Source organism: Fusicatenibacter sp., assembly GCF_977045365.1.
In genome coordinates this window covers 1-20434 of sequence record NZ_CDRRUH010000009.1, presented here as the reverse complement: position 1 = coordinate 20434, position 20434 = coordinate 1, and the positions used below count along the sequence as shown (strand labels likewise).

Below are 20434 nucleotides of genomic sequence, written 5' to 3'. Positions count from 1 at the left end.
CATTTCCCGTTATCCTGCAACAGGGCATCTCCGCAATCGAAAATGCCCTGTTGTAGTTCTTATAAAGTTAATGTATCAGACTTATTTCTGTGCGTCAATCTGTTTCTGAGCTTCTTCGCGGATGGTCTCCCAGCCTGCGGTCTCAAGCTCTGCATCGATTGTTTTTACAAGTTCTCTCGGATCCTGTGCGCCGGTGAATAACTCAGAATAGTATTTCTCGTATACGGCACGGCAGTTCGCAAGCTCAGTCTCGATGTTGGAAGTATCCAGGTTGAATCCGATCATCTCAGATGGAGTTGCGTTCTCGTTCAGCTCTTTTACTTCATCCCACTGGTTGAAGTCAACATCGTCTGTCTGAGTTACATTGAAGAAAGTACCCTGGGTATATCCAGCCATATTCCAGTCAGTTCCAAGACGATGTACTTTATTGTCATCGGTGTACTCGAAGTCAGTTCCTTCTACGCCATAGTAGAACCAGTCACGTACCTTGGAATCTGTGTTGATAAGGTTCAGCAGTGCAAGTGCTTTCTCCGGGTTCTTGCATCCAGAGTAGATACCGTTGATAGAACCACGTACGGTTGTGTTGGAAACTACAGTTTTGCCGTACTGTACTGCTGTACAATTGGTGATACCAGAGTTCGGTCCCCATGTTGTTTTTGCAGCGCCGCTCCATCCCTGTGCAGCGAAGAACATAGCGTATTTATTGGAGTCATCCGCTGTCGGAGCATCTCCGTTGATGATGCCTTCCTGATACATTTTACGAACGATGTCCAGGTTGGAAAGGATTTCTTCGTCATCCAGCGGATTGACAACGGTCTTGGTGTCATCGCCGTATTTAACACCGATTGCCGGAAGTCCGGAACTTAAATCATCGTAGTTCAGGTTCAGCAGATAGTTTGCACCGTTTTTGGACATGAAGTACGGAGATCCGCCCTCGCCCTCTTTGATGGTTTTCAGTGCGTCATACAAAGAATTGAAATCTGTTACGGAATTTACGTCAATGTTGTATTTGTCTGCGATGTCCTGATCCCATACAAAGTACTCGGAAAGGGAGCTGTCTTTGTAAGTTGGCACGCCGTAAATCTTTCCGCCTACTTCTACTGCTTTCCAGTAGTCTTCCGGAATCATGTCATACAGTTCTTTTGCATCACTCTGAACGAGATCTGTGATATCAAGAAGAGCACCTGTGCTTACCTCAGAAGAGTAACGGTTCTGGTCTGTAAACAGGATATCGAAGTACTCTCCGGAGTTTGTGATAACACTTCTTCTGTTATCCCAGTCGCCCCACGGAACAACTTCCATGTCGATGTTTACGCCGATTTTCTCTTCCAGATACGGGTTGATCTGCTCGAGCCACTCATCGTAATCCTTCGGCATTCCTCCGCCGACGGTGATCCATTTCAGTGTAACAACTTCGTCTTTTGCATCACTCTTGGAAGAGCTGTTGCTGCTTCCGCAGCCTGCCAGCATACCGCCGGCCATAACAGCGGAAAGTGCAAGTGCTAAAAACTGTTTCTTTTTCATTGTAGCATCCTCCTAAATAAAATGTGGAATGTTGTGTTTATCCTTAACTGAAACCTTTTTGCTTCAGTATGAGATCAATAAAGTAAGTGTCGATCAGCCTTTTACTGCGCCGACGGTCAGACCGGAAATAAAGTATTTCTGGAAGAACGGATAGCAGCATGCGATCGGGATGATGATGATGATTGCCATCGCCATACGTGCGCCCTCTTTCGGCATAGAGTTTACGTACTGTGCCGTGGAAACGCCGAGCGACGGGTTGTTTGCCATTACCTCGATGTTTCTCTGTACGTGATCCAGCAGGGCCTGCAGAGAATACAGGTTCGTGTCGCTGATGTACAGGGAAGACTGGAACCAGTCGTTCCAGTAACCGAAGGTCAGGAACAGGGCGATCGTTGCCATCAGCGGTTTGGACAGCGGCAGTGCGATCTTTCCGAAAATCTGGAACTGGGTTGCACCGTCGATCTGTGCCGACTCGATGATGGATTCCGGAATGTTGGTCTTGAAGAATGTTTTACAGATGACAACGTTGAAGGACGAAACACAAAGCGGAAGGATCAGCGCCCAGATACTGTTTTTCAGGTTCAGGAACTGTGTGTTGACTACGTAAGAAGAAATCATACCACCGTTGAAGATCATCGGAATGAAGACGATCATGGTGAAGAATCCGTTCAGTTTGTAGTTGCTTCTGGAAAGGACGTATCCCATCAACATGGTGAGGGCAACACCGATGACGGTACCAACTACGGTTACAACAACGGAAACGCCGAGTGCTGTCAGAATCATCTGTCCTTCGCGGAACAGGAATTTGTAGGAATCCAGCGAGTATGCGCTCGGGATAAACTGGTAGCCGTTCATCTTGATCGAATGCTCGGAAGAAATCGAGATCATGAAGATGAATACCACCGGGATAATGCAGGCCAGGGCAAGGATTACAAAAATAACATTGAAAATTGCATTTGTAGATCCCTGGATCTGATTTAAATGTGAAGAGGAAGCCAGATCAAGATCTTTTTTCTTTTTTGCCATTTTTGTACCTCCTTAAATAATCGCGCTGTCTTCATCAATCTTCTTCACAATGGCATTGGCAAGAAGGATGGTGATGCAGCATGCAACAGACTGGAAGAATGTTGCCGCAGAAGTCATTCCGATCGGAGTAGAAGACTGCAGTGCGTTGTATACATATGTGTCAATAGTTGCTGTCGTTTTGAAGATGGAACCGCTCGCTCCCTGGGAAAGCTGGAAGAACAGTCCGAAGTCGGAGTAAAAGACCTTTCCGACATTCAGGATGAACATCATGATAATGACGCTCTTTAAGCACGGCAGGGTGATGTGCCATACCTGCTGTCTCTTGTTGGCACCGTCCATAACGGCTGCCTCATACAGTGTTGTATCGATACCGGAAATACTGGACAGGTAGATGACCATGTTGTATCCGGTGGATTTCCACAGATACATGAAGATCAGGATAAATGGCCATACACCGGCACTCATGTACCACTGAATCGGCTCCTTTCCTGCGTTTCTCAGAATGCTGTTAATCAGACCGTTGTCCTGGTTCAGGAATGCATCCAGGAAGTAGGAAGCTACAACCCATGACATGAAGTATGGGAAGAACATCATGGTCTGATATACCTTCGATGCTCTTTTGTTATGCAGCAGACTGATCATGATAGCCAGTCCTACGGAGAAGATCATACCCAGGACAATAAACGCCAGGTTATACAGAATCGTATTTCGCAGGATGACGAACAGATCGTTGGATCTGATCAGGAACGAAAAGTTTTTAAATCCGGCCCAGTCACTGTGGAACAGGTTGTAAATGAAACTCTTTCCACCGGTAATTTTGTAGTTCTTGAATGCAATAACCAGACCGAACATCGGCAGGAAGCAGAACAGAACGTACCAGACGGTGGTCGGCAGCGCCATGACGGTCAGCTCCGTGTCATTCTTGGTCCAGCGTCCTTTTTTCTTTTTGCTTGGTTTACTCAAGATTTTTTCCTCCTTCTCCCGATTGCTCGGGCTTATCACTTTACCCGTTTATCTTACAAACGGAATCCCGGTAAATAATCTTTCCGGGGATGCGGTATACCTCACCGCCCTTTTTCTGCGGTTCATTCATATGTTTGATCATACGCTTTGCCGCAAGACGTGCAATCGCGTCGGTGTCAACCGCAACCGTGGTGAGCGGCGGACTGCACAGCTGTGCATAAATGGAATCATCAAAACCGGTCACGGAAACATCCTCCGGTACGCGGATTCCACGCTCTTTTAATGTCTGTACTAATTTAAATGCGGTAGCATCGCAGTTACAGACAAATGCGGTGGGAAGCTTCTCCGGCAGCAAAAGCGGAATGGCAATGCCTTCCTCGCTCCGGTCCGGGATTCTCCACTCATTTTTCGGGGAAATTCCCTCCTCCAGCATTCTCCTCAGATACCCGAGATACCGGTCGGAAATACTAGTTGTACTTCCTACGGTTCCGACAAATCCGATGTCTGTGTGACCCTGCTGGATCAGGTAATTGGTCAGCTCATAGGAGCTGTAAATATTCTCGGTGATGACGGAATCGGATTTGTGGGTCCGATCGTAGATGTCCACATACACCTTCGGGAGATCGATCTGTGCAATCTGCTCCCGGACACCCTTATCGAGAATACCAAGAAAGATCAGGCCGTCGAACAGCCCTCTGGTCTGTATCGTGTTCATGTCCGACGGAAGTGTTGCTGTTGTCGGAGAAATCATGATACTCGAGCAGGATGCTCTCTGCAGCTCGTAGATGATCCGCTCGTACATTGCCATATAAAATTTTCCTTCGTCTCCGGAGCTGAACCGCGGACTCATGATGATACCGACTTTTTTGCTCTTCCGTTTTCCGTAGTCCGGGAGGACATAACCGGATTCTCTCGCAAGTGCAAAAATCTTTTCTTTCAGTTCTTCTCCCACGCCGTCTTTTCCGTTCAGCGCCTTGGAAACTGTTACTTTACTGATGCCCAGCTTATCTGCCAGATCCTGCATGGATACTGATTTTCTCTCTGCCATGTTACCAACAGCCTCTCTATTTGTTTCTTAACTTGTAACTAAATGTTACCATTCTTCATTTCAAATGTCAATATCTTTTTCGTTATTTTGCATATGAAAATTCTGATTTTCTGTGTTTCATTTGTATAGATCGAGCGTTTGGTCTTCGTTCCTTTTATCTTATCCGACAGCAAGCTGCCATTTTCTTATTAAGTCACCTAACATTTGTCGAAGTGGATTGCAAATATCCGCTTTGAATAAAAGCCGCAAGTCTGACTTTTAACTGTTGGTCAGACTTACGGCGACAACTTCTTCTCTGCTGTTATTCTACAATCATAACATACGGATCAAATGTCTTTTCTTTCAATTCGTCCATCGCCTTCTCCGGATCTGTTTCGTTACTTAACCAGAGGCTGTACAGATACTCTCCGAAACCGGACAGATCCATCTTGAAGTTTGTCTCCCATTTATTGTTCATCACCCAGGAATAAACCGGACGCTGATTATTTTCCTCTTTCCTGTCACACAAGGCAATCGGATGATGCTTCATCTCACCCATGTAAACAAGCGGTGTATCCCGTGTGGCGATCAGCGCGCCTCCTTCCGGGGATGTATAAGCGATTCCGTCATCCGACATGTAATATTCCATACACGTTCCCGGAAGCTGATCGACGCCCGGGCGGAACGCTTCTTTTCCTTTTCGCAGATAGAGACTGCAGTCCTCAAAGTTCAGATTGAGCGGCAGGAAGACATTCTCTTCGTTCATCGAGATCGTCTTTCCAAGATGCATCGTAAAGTCAATTCTCGGTATTTCCTCATAGAACTTCAGAATAACCTCTGTGTGGATGCTGCCCGGCATGATGTACTGCAGTCGCAGAATGGTAAATACCGGTCCGCGTTCTTCTACCACAATGTCCTCCAGCTTTGCACAGTACAGCTTCGCATGTGCTCCGCGGATGTTTCGTCCCATTAAACTGCGCTCTGCATACTCCTGGCAAAGATAGCCGTGATTTTTCAGTTCTGTTACCTGATACATCGGGGTGAAGAACGGCGCCTCGCCTTTGCCAAGGAGTTCTTTTCCGGTTCTCTTGTCGATCAGCGACTGGATGCCCTCCTGTGCGCGGTAGGACAGCATGAAATATTTATTTTCGTAATAATATGGCAGATGATACGTCTCTGCATCGTAGCTGTTTACGATATCGCGTACACGCTCAGCTCCCATATAGCACTGACGTGTGTTCATTTTTTCCGGAACGGCTTCTTTTCTGGCATACGTGTATTCCTTCGGCTCTCCCGGTTTAAAGGTGTCTACAAACGAGATTCTGCGTCCGCGCGGATGCTCCGAGACCTGACAGGTCAGCACATTTCCTTCGCTGTCCCGAACTTCGGCTGCCGGCATATTTAAGGTTTCAATATAGAATTCCACTGCCTGAGGCCCCTCCGTTTTTGCGGTCGGGTAAACGCGGATTTTTCCGCTCGTATTGTAATAACGGAGCAAATCACCTTTTTCTTTCATGATACGGTTCATGATCTTTGCAGACGCTTCATGGGCCTTTGATGCATAGCTGTTCTTACGGATGTCGAGATTGAGCACCATCGTATCGTACGGATTAGTGATTGTGGAGGAATGGCCCCAGGTGTGCTCGGCATACAGCATCAGGTTATCCTGTGCTGTCCTCCAGAGTTCCGGGTACTTTTCGCCGGCTTTTCTGTCGAGGCGTTCACACAGGTGATACTTGTGCTGTGCTTCTTTATAATGTTTTACGGCATACGGGGTACTTCCCACACCGTCTGCCCACCAGTCGGTCAAATCTCCATGGTAAACCGGCGCATCGGTAAGCTCGTCTTTTATAGCTGCATACAGCTCCTGCAGGGAAACCATGCGAATCTCTGTTTCCGTTCCATATTTTTTATTATAGGCCTGAATATTTTCCAGAATATCACCAGCCGGCGGCGCGTTGTCACTGAATACACCCGATACGGATGTGATAATGAAATTATAGTGGTATCCCTGCTCCTCACACTCATTCAGATAATTGACAAGGTTTGTGTGCAGCTTTTCGACCGGCTCTTCCAGACCGGACTCTTTTCCGGTATACATTTTCTGCATATAGGAATTATTTGCCTCCGGCTTCAGCCCCAGTACATTTCCGAGACCACTCCGATGCCCTTTTCTTAACCATTCTGTAACTTTGTGAAATCACGATAATACCTTTTATGCACTTCTCGCAGAACGCAGAAAAACCCCCTGTTTCCGGAACCTTTTCTTCCGAAACCAGGGGATTTTTCCTGCTTTTTCTTCTCTTTTCCTGTGTTCTTTAATACCTTTCCCGCAGTGCCTTCATTTCCTGCACAACGCTCTTCAGCCGTTTCTCACCGACATAATTTCCAATCGCAAACAGCGCCTTATAAATAGAGTTTACCGCTGTCCTGTCGTCTGATTTCTGTTTTTCGTCCTCTTCCGTCCGAGATCCCTGCCTCTTCTGCAGTTTCTCCGCCATCGGGAACAGCCCGGCCAGCAGTTCTTCTTTCAGCGCACGGTCCGCCGGATCGTCCGTCTCCAGTTCTTCCAGATCATAATTGTCGGTTCTGCCGCATTTTCCTTTGCAGACGGCGCAGTCAGGATTCAGACGGTTTTTCTCCGCCTCAACGCGTGCAATCCATTCTTTTCCATTTTCTTCTGTCAGTTCTTTTTCCGGATCTGCCGCGCAGAGCCCTGCAAGCAGAATCTGATGTGTCGCGCCATCCGGTCTGTAACCATTGCTGTCACCGCTCGAAAATTCCTGCGATTCGCCATCGACGGCCTCTCCTCTTCCATCCACTGACCGCGCAAGCCCGATCAAAGCACCGATGAGTTCCTCCTGTATTTTTGTCATTTCAATTCTCCCATCCTGCCTGCTCCGTATTTTCTTTGGAACAGATGTTTTTCTCTTTTGTTTTTCACGCTGTTTCCATGGAGAACGCAGGATCCTTTCAGCCCCTGCCCTTTCGATCTTTTTTGCAGGTTCACTGCAGAATCTCACCTTCCGTAGAAATCACAACCGTTTTCACCGGAATCTTCTTCCCGCTCTCTTTCAGCGCCATTTTCACCGCACGCTCCATTCCCGCACAGCACGGAACTTCCATACGTGCAACCGTGATGCTCTTAATCTCATTCCGCAGAAAAATCCGCGCAAGCTTCTCGGAATAGTCGATGTCGTCGAGTTTTGTACAACCCACCAGCACAACATGATTGCGGATGAAATCCTGATGGAAGTTTCCGTACGCATACGCCGTACAGTCCGCCGCAACGAGAAGGTCCGCTCCTGCAAACATGGAAGCACGCTCCTGCACCAGCTTAATCTGCACCGGCCACTGGCGGAGCTGTGATGGAGCTGCTGCGCCGCTTTCCGTTTTCTGCAAGTCAGCCGCTTCCTTCGCCTTCCGCTGGTTCTCCTTCACCGCCTCTTCATTATACGGCAGTGCCTCCCGCTCCACAAACGAAATCGCGTCCGCCGGACAGACCGGCAGGCAGTCGCCGAACCCGTCGCAATAGTCATCGCGGATCAGCTTCGCCTTTCCGTCGACCATCGCAATCGCACTCTCATGACAGGCATGCGCACAGAGTCCGCATCCCGTACATTTTTCTTCGTCTATCTGAACAATTTTTCGAATCATGATGGAATCTCCTTTTTCTTTTTGTTTCTCAATCATGATACCATACTTTATCCCTTCTTTAACAGTTCTTTTTTCTAGTAGTTTTTTCCTTCCGTCCCAGCCGGCAGAACCTGTTTTTTTGTCCTGTACAAAAAAGGCAGGAACGCCGTGCCCTTTCTCTTCACAGCTTTCCCGCCTCTGAATTACGCATCCAGCTTGCTGAACCCTAAAATAATTTTTGTTTTTTTACAGCACCAGCTCCTCATCCAGCGCCAGCGAGTAAATAATTTTTTCTTTTACTTTCTTCCCCGTCGTCCGCTCGAGTGCCTGCTGGTAATACATGAGCTGTTTTTCATACCGTTTTTTCAACTCTCCGGCTTCTTTCACGCGATCTGTTTTATAGTCCACGAGAACTAGTTTCTCACCCTCGGTGAACCACGCATCAATGATTCCCTGCACGAGAATGGTTTCATCCGCGGGATACGACGGATCTGCCTCACTTGCCGGAACGGACATCACAAACGGCTGCTCCCTCCTCAGCGTTCCATTCAGAAATGCATTCCGCATCCGCATTCCGACCGGACTCTTGGCAAATGCCAGAACGGATTTGAAGTAAATGCAGTCCGCCGCCTCTTTCGTCATTTTTCCTTCCGCGACAAGTTCCTCCGTCTGTGCCATCAGCTCTTTGATGCTGTATGCCCTGCGGTAATCGAGGCATTCCAGCAGACGGTGGTATGCGGTTCCTCGGTCAGCTCCGGTCAGGGCCTCGGCGTTATCCTTTTTCATAAATCCAGGCACAATTGGAACAAATTCTTCCTGAACGAACAGCTCTTTTCCGATTTCGGATTCCTCCATTCCTGCCTTTTTCAGCTGGGAAACCGTAACCTTTACCGGAATCTGCTTCTCGTCTTCATACGGATACTGATACGAAAACCGCTCTTCCACGAGTTCCTTCAGCGCCTCTTCCCGCGGCGGCTGTTTCGGAATTTCCATGATTTTCTGCTCATTCACCGCGCGCTCCATCTGGTGCAGAACCTCGCCCTCGACGAGTCCCGCCGGTGATACCAGGCGGATCGTAACCGGAATTTTCTCCGCGTACAATGGATTTTCCGCATTACCCGCAAGACCAAACTGCTCATACAGCCCATCAAAACACCGGTTCCGGGAAAACGCCGGCAGAATCCAGTCAAAATAACCGGATGCACTGCTCAAAGTCTGATACGACAGCTGTTCTTCCTGCCGTCCCGCATGTGCCGCGCACTGTTTCACACGGCTTTCCAGCTTCGACGCCATGCCAGTCATGATCAGCTTCTCCTTCGGACGCGTCATCGCAACGTAGAGCACACGCAGTTCCTCCGCCAGATTTTCCAGTTTCATACTCTGCCGGATAATCTGCCGCGGCAGCGTCGCCTGACGCACGCGGTGCTCGGGATCGATCGCATCTGCACCGATGCCCATCCGCGAATGCAGCACCAGTGCCGCGCGGCTGTCCATCTGGTTGAACGATTTTCCCATACCGGAGAGGAACACGACCGGAAACTCAAGTCCCTTACTCTTGTGGATACTCATAATACGCACGGTATCTGCGCTCTCACCATAAATATTCACCTCGCCGAAATCCACTTCATACTTCTGAAGCTGTTCGATATAACGGATAAAGTTGAACAGGCCGCGGTAACTCGTGGCCTCGAACTCTACCGCCTTTTCCACCAGCATCTCCAGATTCGCCCGCCGCTGCACGCCGCCCGGCATCGCAGATGCATAGCCGCCGTAACCCGTCTCCTCGAGAATCTGCGTAATCAGTTCATGAATCGGCGTGTACGGCACACGGCTCCGCAGCTGTTCGAGCTGTGTGAGGAACCGCCGCAGTTTCTCCCGAAGCGTCTCATCTTCGCCCGCCGCCGCATATTTTCCACATGCCTCATAAATTTTTACGTCTTTATCCACACAACGCACCGCAGCAAGCTCTGCATCAGTGCATCCGCAGATCGGCGAGCGGAGAATTGCCGTAAACGGAATCTCCTGGCATGGATTGTCGCACAGATGCAGATAATTCAGCACCGTCACGATTTCCTGCGTGGAAAAGTATCCCGTTTTTGATGTACTGTACGCCGGAATTCCCGCCGCCTGCAGTACGCGCGAAAACGTCTCCGCCCATCCGCTGACCGCACGAAGCAGAATTACGATATCGCGGTACTGGATTTTCCGGTATTCCCCAGTCTCTTTGTCCACGACCTCCTCATTTCCGACCATCTCGCGGATGCGCGCCGCAACGGCAGCCGCCTCCGTTTCCATCTTTGTCTCACGCGACTTATCATCTTCCAGCTCGGGCGCCTTGTCATCCAGTAAAAGAAGTTCCGTTTCATATGCTTTCTGCCACGTTTCCGCCTTTCCCTCTTCCATTTCCGGCGATACAGGAAACGCTGCTCCCACATGGAGGCTCGCCGCCTCATCGTACGCAATGCCGCCAAGCTCCTTGCTCATCAGCTTGCGGAATACATAGTTCGCGGTTGCAAGCACTTCAGGCCGGCTTCGGAAGTTTTTGTCGAGATCAATTCTCTGCTGGCTTTCCCCGTCCTTCGCATACGTATGATATTTTTCCAGAAACAGCTCCGGACGCGCCAGGCGGAATCCGTAGATGCTCTGCTTGATATCGCCGACCATAAACCGGTTCCATCTGCCTTCCTCCTCGCCGGACACTGCAGAGAGCAGTGCCTCCTGGATAAAGTTGCTGTCCTGATACTCATCGATCATGATTTCGCGGAACTGTTCCGAAAGCTCCCGCGCCGCATCGGTCCGCACCAGACGGCCGTCCTCCTGCTGCACAAGAATTTCGAGCGCAAAGTGTTCCAGGTCGGCATAATCAAGAATATTTTTGCTCCGTTTTTTCTCTGCAAACGCTTTCGCAAACTGCTCCGTCAGATCGGTCAGCACACCGATCGGCTCCCGGCAGTCCGCAATCTCCTCCGCAATCTCGACGCTGTCCTTCTCGAAAAACTGCTCTTTTAATTTCTGCAGTTCTTTTTTGCACGCATCGCGCTCCGCCTTCACCTGATCTTTCAGCGCCTCGCTCACATCGTCTGCCTTTTTCCGCGAAAGCGCCTTGAACTTCATTCCGGCCATCGCGCGCACCATTCCGTCGAACGATTCCGTCTCGATCAGCTCTTCCACCATCTGCTGATCTGATGCCAGCGCCTCGTCATACAGATACGGTCCGCCAGGGCTTACGGCCGTTTTCCGGTTTTCCTCAATTCCTTCCAGAATACTCGAGAGCCGCTTTTCCGCCTCAGCCATCAGCTCCTGTACCCAGATACTTTTCTGCACCGCCTCCGGCGAATTGATCTGATACGCCGCCCGGCACTCCTCAAGCCACTGTTCCGGCCACGGATAACTCATAGAAAATTCATACAGCTTCAGCACGAGCGCGTCGAGTCCGTCATCCTGTTTTCCCGCCGCGTAGCTCTCCACAAACCGTGTAAACGCAGGATCTTTTTCCGCAAACCGCTCCTCCATCACTTTCTGGATCACGTCGCTTTTCATCAGACGGATCTCTCCCTCATCCGCCATGCGGTATACCGGATCGAGATCGATCATCTGAAAATAATTTTTTATCACATACGAACAGAAGCCATGGATCGTGCTGATCTGCGCATGGTGAAGCAGGGTCTGCTGCCGCTGTAAATGCTCATTCTCCGGATTTTCCTCCAGGCTCTGCTGCAGGGCACGGCCGATTCTCTCTTTCATCTCTCCCGCCGCCGCACGCGTAAAAGTCACGACAAGAAGCTGATCAATATCAATCGGGTGCACGGGATCTTTCACCATTGCAAGGATCCGCTCTACCAGAACCGCCGTCTTTCCGGAACCGGCCGCTGCGCTGACCAGAAGATTCCGGTCTCTCGTATCAATGACTTTCTGCTGTTCCGCTGTCCATTTTACTGCCATTTATCTCTCCCTCTTCTTTCTGGCTGATTACTTTCTCATACATGGAAAACTGCATTTCTCTTTCCTTTCCGGAAGGCAGTCACTCTTTTTAATCACTTTGTGTTATCTCCTGCATTGCCTTCATCAGCAGTTCCGTGTCCATGCCCTTCAGTTTGCGGTACTCGTATCCCTGAATTTTCTGGTCAAATCCACAGATCCCCTGATATTCACAGTACGCACACGCCGTCGCACCGTCCCGCTGATACGGGGAAATTTTTACATTACCCGAGAAAATGCCCTCTCCGATCTCGCGCACCTTCTTTCTGGTGTACGTACGGATCACATCAAACTGCTCCGGCGATGCTACTTTCGAATAGCTCGTGTAGCTTCCGTCCTTCTTCTTTCCAACCGGAATCACATCGGATGTCGTTCCGTCCTCGAGCACGCGGTCGAGAAGCTCCACAACTTTCCGGTCCGCATTCACAAGACCATCCATCCGCAGCGCTTTCAGCATCCGCCGGCCCCACGCCTCGTCGGTCTCATCCTCCGCCTGATCGAGCATCGGATCATCGATATGATAATAGAACACGCCCGCCGGCTCTACCTGTTTGCCGGGATGCTTTTTCTGTTCCAGCTCCACTGCCGCATCAAGATAGACCGCAAGCTGCAGCTGCAGTCCATAATAAAGCGCCACCAGGTCAAGCAACGTATTTCCCGTTTTATAGTCAATAATTTTCACATAGACCTTATCGTCCGTCTCACAGAGATCCACGCGGTCGATCCGCCCGCGCAGGCGCATTTTTTCATGCTCCGACAGATCAATGTTAATCGCTGACAGCGAGTCCTCCATCGAAAACGAAACCTCGAATTCTCCCGGCTCAAATTCTCCCTGCAGGATCTGCTGCTGCAGTGCCCAGACGGTTCGTTTCAGGATCCGCTTCACGCGGATAATGCGGTACTGGTTCCGGCTTGAGCTCTGGAAAATCGTGTTTCCATAGTCTGCCATCGTCTCCTCCACACACTCCTCGATCAGACGGTCGCGCGTGTCATCAGTCACCGTTTTCCAGGTCTCACCGTTCTCCTGCAGTTTTTTCGAAAACTTCTCAAGCGCTTCATGCATGACCGTTCCCATATCCGCCGCTTTCAGCTCATACTGATCCCGCTCGCGGATCTGGAGACCGAACTCCATAAAGTGGGCAAACGCACACGCCGCATACTTTTCCAGCCGCGTTGCACTGTTTTTTAACGTCTCTCCGTACAGTGCCGATGCCGCACTTCGTCCAATCACACCGTCCGCACAGCGAAGAAACGCCGCTTTCCGATACGTCTCCGCCGGAATTCCCGCCTCCGGATGTGCTGCATACCAGCGGTAAAGCTCCTCAAACAGCGGATCGATCTCTCCCTCCGCCGCTCTGCCAAGCTCCTCCAGAAACAGTGCCTCGCCGGAACGCGGCATTTCCAGTTTTTCCTCCGGTTTTTCCTCTTTTTCAATATCCCGCACCGGAATCTCCGGGAACAGCTTTCGAATCTCATTGATCAGATATGACGGATTCTGCGCCTCGCCGGACGCGCCCGCCTTGGCAAACGAAAGATAGAGCCGCTCCGACGGCTTCGTCAGATTTCGGTAGAGATGAAATTTCTGCTGGTACATCGTCTCCCGCGCCGTCGGGGACAGCTTGGCGTCCGCCCGTTCCAGTTCCTCACGGTCATACTCCGAGAGAATACCGCCGCCCGCGTCGTGGCGCGGAATCAGCCCGTCATTCACGCCGACGAAAAACAGCACGCGGATGTCCTTCAGACGCGACCGTTCATTATCACCGATCAGCACCTGATCCGCGGTCGGCGGAATAATGCCGACAGATGCCTCCGCAAAGCCCGCCTCCAGAATTTCCTGATACTCTGCCAGCGTCATCTTCTCATCGCCCAGCACCTCGACAATTTTGTCCAGCAGCTCCATGACAATGCCGTAAATCTGGCTGTATTCTTTTGCGAACGCCTCCTGTCCCTGCTGTTCAAACTGCTGCCGCCGCTCCTCGAGCTTTTCCTGCATCTGATTCTGCACTGCCAGTGCATACAGCGCCTCGGTCCGCTCCCGCACAGTGGCATCTTTCTTTTTCATCTGCTCCGCAAACGGCTGAACCTCAGCATAGAATTTTTCCCGCAGAAGATTGCGCTGCGGCACTTCATCCGGCTTGATGCCGCGGTAGCCCCTCGTCCAGGTTTCCCCATACGCTTTCAGCCCACGGATACCAAGCGCGAGCACATAGTTTTCCATCGCATCCGTCTCCTCGCGGTCCAGACTCGAAAGGCCGCAGCGCAGATAGCGGAAGACACTTTCGTAGGAAAAGCTCTGCACGACCATCTCGATCGCTGCACGCAGAAATTCCACAAACGGGTTCATCAGTACAGAATGTTTTTCATCCACAAAGTACGGAACACCGCATTTTTCAAAGATTTCCCGCGCATACGTACCGTAAACGGAGAGATCTCCGGTCAGAACGGCGAAATCCTGGTAGCGCATGCCCTCCTCGCGCACCATGCGGCGGATCAGACGCACCGTCTCTTCCAGCTCGGCACGCGGATTCGGCGCTACGCTGATATAGATTCCCCGCTGGTTCGCCTCGTGTCCTGCTGCCGGATTTCCCGTCTTTGCTTCCGGTCCTGATTCCGGTCTTTTTTCTATTCCATTTCCGGAAAAGCCTCTCTTCCCATACCGGAACAGCCTCTGTTCCAGCTGATCCATCGTGCTTCCCGGCCGAAAACGGCCATATCCCGAGCGTCTGACCCAGATTTCCGGCTCCACCGGACACCCTGCTTCGTCTGCCGCTTTCATAAGCTGCTGGACAAGCTGGCGGCTCATCGCAAAAAGCTGATGCGGAATCGCCTTTTTATACGGGTCCTCCCGCTCATCCATAATAATCGTCACATAAACCTTCGCACAGAGCCGGAACAGCTTTCCAAGCACACCGATCTGTACCGGCGTAAATCCGGTAAACCCATCCACCAGCACCTCACTGTTTTTGATCAGCGCCGATTCTTCCAGTTTCCCCGCCAGAACTTCCAGCACATCCTCCGCCGTCACATAACGGTTTTCCAGATATTCCTCAAACGCACGGTAGATCACACCGGTGTCCTTCAGCTTTGCCGCCAGCAGCTTTTTCTCTCCCGTCTCTTCCGCCCACGCATCAAGCTCAGACGGCGCAATCTGGTACTGCTTCAGCTCGGAGATCAGCGATTTCATCTGCGAAACCGCACCGGTTCTTTTTAACGTGCTGCCAAGAATTGTCAGCTCCTTTTTCTTTTCCTGCGCAACGCGCTTCACCACAAGGCTTTTTCCCGTCTCTTCGAGCACCGGATACAGGCTTCCGCCGGTCTCCTCAAAAATACGGTATGCCAGACGCTGGAAACTTAAGATATCAATATTTAAAATACCGCCCGCCGGATGCAGAGACACGAGTTCTTTCTGTGTCTGCATCGTAAACTGCTCCGGCACGACAATCAGATAATTTTTCTCCGGGTGGCGCGCCGCTTCCGCCAGAATTTTTTCATACGCATACCGCGATTTTCCGGCCCCCGAATTTCCCATAATAAACTGCAGGCTCATACTTTGCTCCTCCTGTTCTGATCCACTTCTGCCCCAAAATAAACATAGCTACAGTATAGCAGACTCTTTTTTTTGATGCAATCAACCTGCTGTAGAACGACTTTCATAAAAACCATTCTTCCCACATACATTATAGTAAAAACGCCCGTCTGTTCCGCCCCGCAGACGACTTTCCAAAAAGGAGTGTGCCCGCCCATGAGTTCCAAAACGAAAATTGTTGTATTACATATGAAAGAAGTGGTTTACACCGCTGTTTTTCTTGCTCTCGCGCTGATTCTTCTCGTGGTGTTTCTGATCATGTTCTCCGGGAAGAAGGATTCTGCGAAAAAGCCTTCTGTCACCACTGCTGCTTCCGCCGAAAATGCACGCTACATTCCCGGCATCTACACCTCCACAATCTCCCTCGGCGACCAGACCTTCGATGTGCAGGTCAATGTTGAGCAGGACCGCATCACCGCGATTTCACTGAATAACTTAAGTGAAACCACCGCCGCCATGTATCCGCTCATGGAGCCCGCGCTCGATTCCATCGCCAGCCAGATCTATGTGAATCAGACAACGGAAGGCCTCATCTACGGAGAGGACGACCGCTACACCTCTGAACTGCTCGTCTCCGCGATCAATCAGGCGCTCGAACAGGCTCAAAATCCTTCCGCCGCAGAATCATGATCTTTCCATGAAAAAGGCCTCGAAGCATTCTTCTGCTCCGAAGCCTTTTTTCTGCCGTGCATCTCAAAATTTGATTGTCTGCACCAATTTGGATTATCTTTGTTTCTTTCCGTATTTTCTGTTTTGTTTTTTACAGCTGGTCAAGTTCCTCTCTCCAGAGCTTCACGCACGCATCACTCGGCATACGCAGGTCGCCGCGCGGGGATACCGCAACGCTTCCGACCTTCGGGCCATCCGGCAGGCAGGAGCGTTTGAACTGCTGTGCAAAAAATCTCCAGTAGAACGTTTTCAGCCATTTTAAGATCGTCGCATCATCGTAGACACCGGCAAATGCAAGTTTTGCCACACGGTAAATCTTGAGCGGTTCGTACGTCACACGCAGCATATAATATAAGAAGAAATCATGAAGCTCGTACGGTCCGACAAGATCTTCTGTCTTCTGGGAAATGACACCGTCCTTCGGCGGCAGCAGTTCCGGGCTGACCGGCGTGTCGAGCACATCCAGAAGGATATCGGAAAGTGCTTTTTCCCCGCAGGTGTCCGCATAATACTGTACCAGATGGCGCACCAGCGTTTTCGGTACGGATGCATTGACGGCATACATTGACATATGGTCGCCGTTGTATGTTGCCCAGCCAAGTGCCAGCTCCGAAAGATCACCCGTTCCGATGACCATGCCGCCGGACTGGTTGGCGAGATCCATCAGAATCTGTGTTCTCTCACGCGCCTGTCCGTTTTCATACGTCACATCGTGCTTCTCCGGATCCTGTCCGATGTCGCGGAAATGGAGATTGACGGCCTCTTTGATGTCGACCTCTTTTAAGGTTGCACCAAGGCACCGCGTCAGTTCACAGGCATTCTGATACGTGCGGTCCGTCGTTCCAAAGCATGGCATGGTCACAGAAAGAATCTGGTTTCTCGGAAGGCCGAGCAGATCGAACGCTCTTGCAGTGACGAGCAGTGCCAGCGTCGAATCGAGTCCGCCGGAAATACCGATGACCGCGCTCTTGCAGTGCGTATGCGCCAGACGTTTTTTCAGTCCCATGGCCTGAATATTTAAAATTTCATCACATCGCTGATCCCGGTTGTGCTTATCCGACGGTACGAACGGCCGCGGATCGAAGTAACGGGTCAGCTTTGTTTCTTCTATTGTTAATGAGAACTTAACCACCTGATAACCGTCGGTTCTCTGTTCCGGATACGTGGTCATTCTTCTGCGCTCACTCGTCAGACGATCGACATCGAGATCCGCACAGACGATCTGATTCTCAAACCGTTTTGCCTCGGCAAGAATCGTTCCGTTCTCCGCAATCAGATGCTGTCCGCCAAAGACGAGATCCGTCGTGGACTCGCCCTCTCCGGCTGTCGCATAAATATAACCGCAGATCAGACGTGCCGACTGTGCACTCACGAGGCTTCTCCGATAGCTGTCTTTTCCAACCATCTCATCACTCGCGGAAAGATTGACGATCACCGTCGCACCGGCCAAGGCATGCGCCACACTCGGTGGATTCGGGGTCCAGAGATCCTCGCAGAGCTCTGCAGCAACTTTGAGGCGCGGCATCTCCGCACACTGGAAGAGCAGATTCATGCCGAACGGAACCTCTTTTCCAAAAAATTCCGTTATTGTCACCGCTTCTTTTCCCGGCGTAAAGTGACGCAGCTCATAAAATTCATTGTAGTTCGGCAGATACTTTTTCGGTACGACGCCGAGCAGCTCTCCATGACAGAGTACAGCGGCCACATTAAACAGCTTTCCGCCCTGTTCCCACGGAAGGCCGACAAAAATCAGTGCATCGGTCCCTTTCGTTCCGTCGGCAATCTCTTTTAATCCCTCTTTCGCCGCGTCGATCATCTGGCTCTGCCAGAATAAATCGCTGCAGGTATAGCCGGTCAGCGCCAGCTCCGGGAGTACCATCACTTTTGCGCCCTCGTCCGCCATTTTATGAATGGTTTCCAGAATGACTCTTGTATTTTCTCTGACATCCGCTACTGCCACCGCACAGGAAGCGGCTGCGACTTTTACGAATCCCTGTTTCATCTTTTTATCCCTCCGCTATTTGCTTTTGCGCAGTAATTCTTTCAGATCCTCGGTAGAAAATTCATAGGCGCTGTTGCAGAAATGGCATTTCAGCTCCACCGGTTTTGCTTCCTGAATCATCTCGTTCAGTTCTTTTCTTCCAACCGCAATCAGCGCTTTCGATACACGCTCACGGCTGCAGTTGCAGTAAAACTGGGTCGGCACAGTATCATTGATCACAAGATCCATGTCTCCAAGCAGCTTTTCGAGAATCTGCTCCGGGGTCAGTCCCTCGTCGAGAAATGCGGTAACAGAATTGACTTCTGCCAGACGCTGTTCCAGTTTTTCAATGACTTTCTCATCGCAGAACGGCATCAGCTGAATGATAAAGCCGCCGGCCTGACGGACAGTATTGTCTTTGTTCATCAGCACACCGAGTCCGACGCTGGACGGAACCTGCTCACTCGTTGCAAAATAGTAGGTCAGGTCCTCTGCGATTTCACTCGTCTGCAGAACGCACTGTCCGACGTACGGCTCTTTCAGTCCCAGGTCTTTGATGACATCCATGAATCCGACGCCGACAGCACCTGCCACGTCAAGTTTTCCTTTTTTGTTGGCCGGAATCACGACGTCCGGGTTTCCGACGTAACCTTTTACATTTCCTTTGGAATCTGCTGTTACGGTAATGCCGTTCAGCGGTCCGCCGGCATGGATGCGCAGGGTCAGAAGGTCTTTATCTCCCTTCATCATAACGCCCATCATCGCACCTGCCGTCAGAAGGCGGCCCAGCGCTGCGGTTGCAACCGGGCTCGTGTTGTGATCCTGGCGTGCTGTCTCTACGGTTTCTCTTGTTGTCGCTGCAAACGCACGAATCTGTCCGTCTGCCGCTGTTGCTCTTACAATATAATCCATGTTTCTCTCCTATTTCTCACTTTTTCCTTTTTCTCTTGCTACGACATAAATACGTTCGCTCTCCGGTCTCGGCGCATCCTTTGTGAATGCATCGTAGGCCGTCACAAACTCCATGCCTGCCTCTTCCAATAAGCGGCGGATCGTCGCAAGATCGTAAGCTCTCTGATAATGTACCTCTTCAAATTTGCGGTACAGATCGGAATCTTCTCCCTCCGGGATGAAAATGGCAAGCTCATATTCGTTGATCTCTTCCTCCGGGTCATAGTAATTATCCCAGATGAAGCTTGCCTCTTCGCGGTTTTCCGCAATCGTAGTCTCACCCATCTGTTCATATTTATACTTGGTATTCAGATCAAAGATAAACATGCCCTTCGGGTCCAGATAATTGTTGACGAGCGAGAAGACTTCCCGCAGATCGTCTTCCTCCAGAATATAGTTGATGGAATCGCAGATGCTCACGACCGCTTTCACGGTTCCGTAAAGCTCAAATTCCCGCATATCCTGAAGCAGATATAAAATGTTTAAGCCGGACTCGGCGCGTTTTTCACTGGCAATCTCGAGCATATCCTCGGAGTTGTCCACGCCGATCATATCGTAGCCCTCTTTGGCGAGCAGCTCAGTCATGTTTCCCGTTCCGCAGCCAAGATCGAGCACCAGTCCGTCTTCCACCTGATATTCTTTTAAAAGCTGAATCAGATATTTGCTCCAGGCAGGGTAGTCCACGTTGTCCATGAACATGTCATATACCTGGGCAAAACTGGTATAACTTTCATTCATCTTTCTTTTCTCCTTCATCGTTTCCAGTAGCTACGCCTTATTGTATCACATCACACAGGGCAACTCAATATACGAAAAGACCTGCAGGATCCCTGCAGGTCTCATTCACTCCCCGAGTTGGGCTCGAACCAACAACCCTTCGGTTAACAGCCGAATGCTCTACCATTGAGCTATCGAGGATTATTTAATTGAAGATATTTGATATACCTTCAAAACCGCATACACTACACATCTATCATTCCATCTCTGTGAACACAACCAATTAGGTCAAGCCCTCGACCGATTAGTAACAGTCAGCTCCATGCCTTACGGCACTTCCACCCCTGCCCTATCTACCTCGTCGTCTTCAAGGGGT

At 50.4% G+C, this 20434-nt stretch carries 13 protein-coding genes, 1 tRNA gene and 1 rRNA gene; 1 reads left to right on the top strand and 14 read right to left on the bottom strand.

Features of this window, described 5'->3' with window-relative positions; translation table 11 throughout:
* Nucleotides 1-81: 81 nt before the first annotated feature.
* The 9 genes from ACY2VW_RS03585 to ACY2VW_RS03545 form a co-directional block, all read right to left on the bottom strand.
* The gene (locus ACY2VW_RS03585) at nucleotides 82-1524 is read right to left on the bottom strand and encodes an ABC transporter substrate-binding protein (protein ID WP_461877058.1); all 1443 of its coding nucleotides are present in this window, start codon (nucleotides 1522-1524) and stop codon (nucleotides 82-84) included.
* A gap of 93 nt (nucleotides 1525-1617) precedes the next feature.
* Nucleotides 1618-2550, bottom strand: coding sequence for a carbohydrate ABC transporter permease (locus ACY2VW_RS03580; protein ID WP_461877057.1), 933 nt, complete (start codon nucleotides 2548-2550; stop codon nucleotides 1618-1620).
* Nucleotides 2551-2562: 12 nt separating this feature from the next.
* Nucleotides 2563-3450 carry an ABC transporter permease gene (locus ACY2VW_RS03575; RefSeq protein ID WP_461877100.1) on the bottom strand — a complete coding sequence of 296 codons (888 nt, stop codon included), beginning with the start codon at nucleotides 3448-3450 and terminating at the stop codon, nucleotides 2563-2565.
* A 103-nt stretch (nucleotides 3451-3553) separates the two neighbouring features.
* Nucleotides 3554-4561 carry a LacI family DNA-binding transcriptional regulator gene (locus ACY2VW_RS03570; RefSeq protein ID WP_461874054.1) on the bottom strand — a complete coding sequence of 336 codons (1008 nt, stop codon included), beginning with the start codon at nucleotides 4559-4561 and terminating at the stop codon, nucleotides 3554-3556.
* Nucleotides 4562-4862: 301 nt separating this feature from the next.
* A complete protein-coding gene (locus tag ACY2VW_RS03565) occupies nucleotides 4863-6650 on the bottom strand; it encodes a hypothetical protein (RefSeq protein WP_461877055.1) in 1788 nt (595 codons plus the stop codon).
* Nucleotides 6651-6858: 208 nt separating this feature from the next.
* A complete protein-coding gene (locus ACY2VW_RS03560; protein WP_461877053.1) occupies nucleotides 6859-7416 on the bottom strand; it encodes a hypothetical protein in 558 nt (185 codons plus the stop codon).
* Between the two features lie 130 nt (nucleotides 7417-7546).
* Nucleotides 7547-8197, bottom strand: coding sequence for an ATP-binding protein (locus ACY2VW_RS03555; RefSeq protein WP_461877052.1), 651 nt, complete (start codon nucleotides 8195-8197; stop codon nucleotides 7547-7549).
* Nucleotides 8198-8422: 225 nt separating this feature from the next.
* Nucleotides 8423-12118 carry a helicase-exonuclease AddAB subunit AddA gene (gene addA / locus ACY2VW_RS03550; protein WP_461877051.1) on the bottom strand — a complete coding sequence of 1232 codons (3696 nt, stop codon included), beginning with the start codon at nucleotides 12116-12118 and terminating at the stop codon, nucleotides 8423-8425.
* 88 nt (nucleotides 12119-12206) lie between these two features.
* On the bottom strand, nucleotides 12207-15701 hold the full coding sequence (locus tag ACY2VW_RS03545) for a PD-(D/E)XK nuclease family protein (RefSeq protein ID WP_461877050.1): 3495 nt from the start codon (nucleotides 15699-15701) through the stop codon (nucleotides 12207-12209).
* Nucleotides 15702-15896: 195 nt separating this feature from the next.
* Between ACY2VW_RS03545 and ACY2VW_RS03540 the strand changes: the two genes are divergently transcribed.
* Nucleotides 15897-16370, top strand: a complete 474-nt coding sequence (locus ACY2VW_RS03540; RefSeq protein ID WP_461877049.1) for a hypothetical protein — start codon at nucleotides 15897-15899, stop codon at nucleotides 16368-16370.
* A gap of 130 nt (nucleotides 16371-16500) precedes the next feature.
* Here the strand turns inward: ACY2VW_RS03540 and ACY2VW_RS03535 are convergent, their stop codons facing one another.
* The 5 genes from ACY2VW_RS03535 to ACY2VW_RS03515 all read right to left on the bottom strand — a co-directional run.
* The gene (locus tag ACY2VW_RS03535; RefSeq protein ID WP_461877048.1) at nucleotides 16501-18411 is read right to left on the bottom strand and encodes an NAD(+) synthase; all 1911 of its coding nucleotides are present in this window, start codon (nucleotides 18409-18411) and stop codon (nucleotides 16501-16503) included.
* A gap of 15 nt (nucleotides 18412-18426) precedes the next feature.
* Nucleotides 18427-19302 (bottom strand): Hsp33 family molecular chaperone HslO, encoded by an 876-nt coding sequence (gene hslO, locus ACY2VW_RS03530; protein WP_022462421.1) that lies wholly within the window; start codon nucleotides 19300-19302, stop codon nucleotides 18427-18429.
* Between the two features lie 9 nt (nucleotides 19303-19311).
* Entirely contained in the window at nucleotides 19312-20097 is a 786-nt protein-coding gene (locus ACY2VW_RS03525) for a class I SAM-dependent DNA methyltransferase (RefSeq protein ID WP_461874042.1), read from the bottom strand.
* 90 nt (nucleotides 20098-20187) lie between these two features.
* A tRNA-Asn gene (locus tag ACY2VW_RS03520) sits at nucleotides 20188-20259 on the bottom strand.
* 83 nt (nucleotides 20260-20342) lie between these two features.
* Nucleotides 20343-20434, bottom strand: a 23S ribosomal RNA gene (locus ACY2VW_RS03515); the annotation flags it as partial.

What these genes read in the sequence shown, in the direction of transcription:
- ACY2VW_RS03585 (WP_461877058.1), bottom strand. Translation starts at nt 1,524, where the DNA reads ATGAAAAAGAAACAGTTTTTAGCACTTGCACTTTCCGCTGTTATGGCC.
- ACY2VW_RS03580 (WP_461877057.1), bottom strand. Translation starts at nt 2,550, where the DNA reads ATGGCAAAAAAGAAAAAAGATCTTGATCTGGCTTCCTCTTCACATTTA.
- ACY2VW_RS03575 (WP_461877100.1), bottom strand. Translation starts at nt 3,450, where the DNA reads ATGGCGCTGCCGACCACCGTCTGGTACGTTCTGTTCTGCTTCCTGCCG.
- ACY2VW_RS03570 (WP_461874054.1), bottom strand. Translation starts at nt 4,561, where the DNA reads ATGGCAGAGAGAAAATCAGTATCCATGCAGGATCTGGCAGATAAGCTG.
- ACY2VW_RS03565 (WP_461877055.1), bottom strand. Translation starts at nt 6,650, where the DNA reads ATGCAGAAAATGTATACCGGAAAAGAGTCCGGTCTGGAAGAGCCGGTC.
- ACY2VW_RS03560 (WP_461877053.1), bottom strand. Translation starts at nt 7,416, where the DNA reads ATGACAAAAATACAGGAGGAACTCATCGGTGCTTTGATCGGGCTTGCG.
- ACY2VW_RS03555 (WP_461877052.1), bottom strand. Translation starts at nt 8,197, where the DNA reads ATGATTCGAAAAATTGTTCAGATAGACGAAGAAAAATGTACGGGATGC.
- addA (WP_461877051.1), bottom strand. Translation starts at nt 12,118, where the DNA reads ATGGCAGTAAAATGGACAGCGGAACAGCAGAAAGTCATTGATACGAGA.
- ACY2VW_RS03545 (WP_461877050.1), bottom strand. Translation starts at nt 15,701, where the DNA reads ATGAGCCTGCAGTTTATTATGGGAAATTCGGGGGCCGGAAAATCGCGG.
- ACY2VW_RS03540 (WP_461877049.1), top strand. Translation starts at nt 15,897, where the DNA reads ATGAGTTCCAAAACGAAAATTGTTGTATTACATATGAAAGAAGTGGTT.
- ACY2VW_RS03535 (WP_461877048.1), bottom strand. Translation starts at nt 18,411, where the DNA reads ATGAAACAGGGATTCGTAAAAGTCGCAGCCGCTTCCTGTGCGGTGGCA.
- hslO (WP_022462421.1), bottom strand. Translation starts at nt 19,302, where the DNA reads ATGGATTATATTGTAAGAGCAACAGCGGCAGACGGACAGATTCGTGCG.
- ACY2VW_RS03525 (WP_461874042.1), bottom strand. Translation starts at nt 20,097, where the DNA reads ATGAAGGAGAAAAGAAAGATGAATGAAAGTTATACCAGTTTTGCCCAG.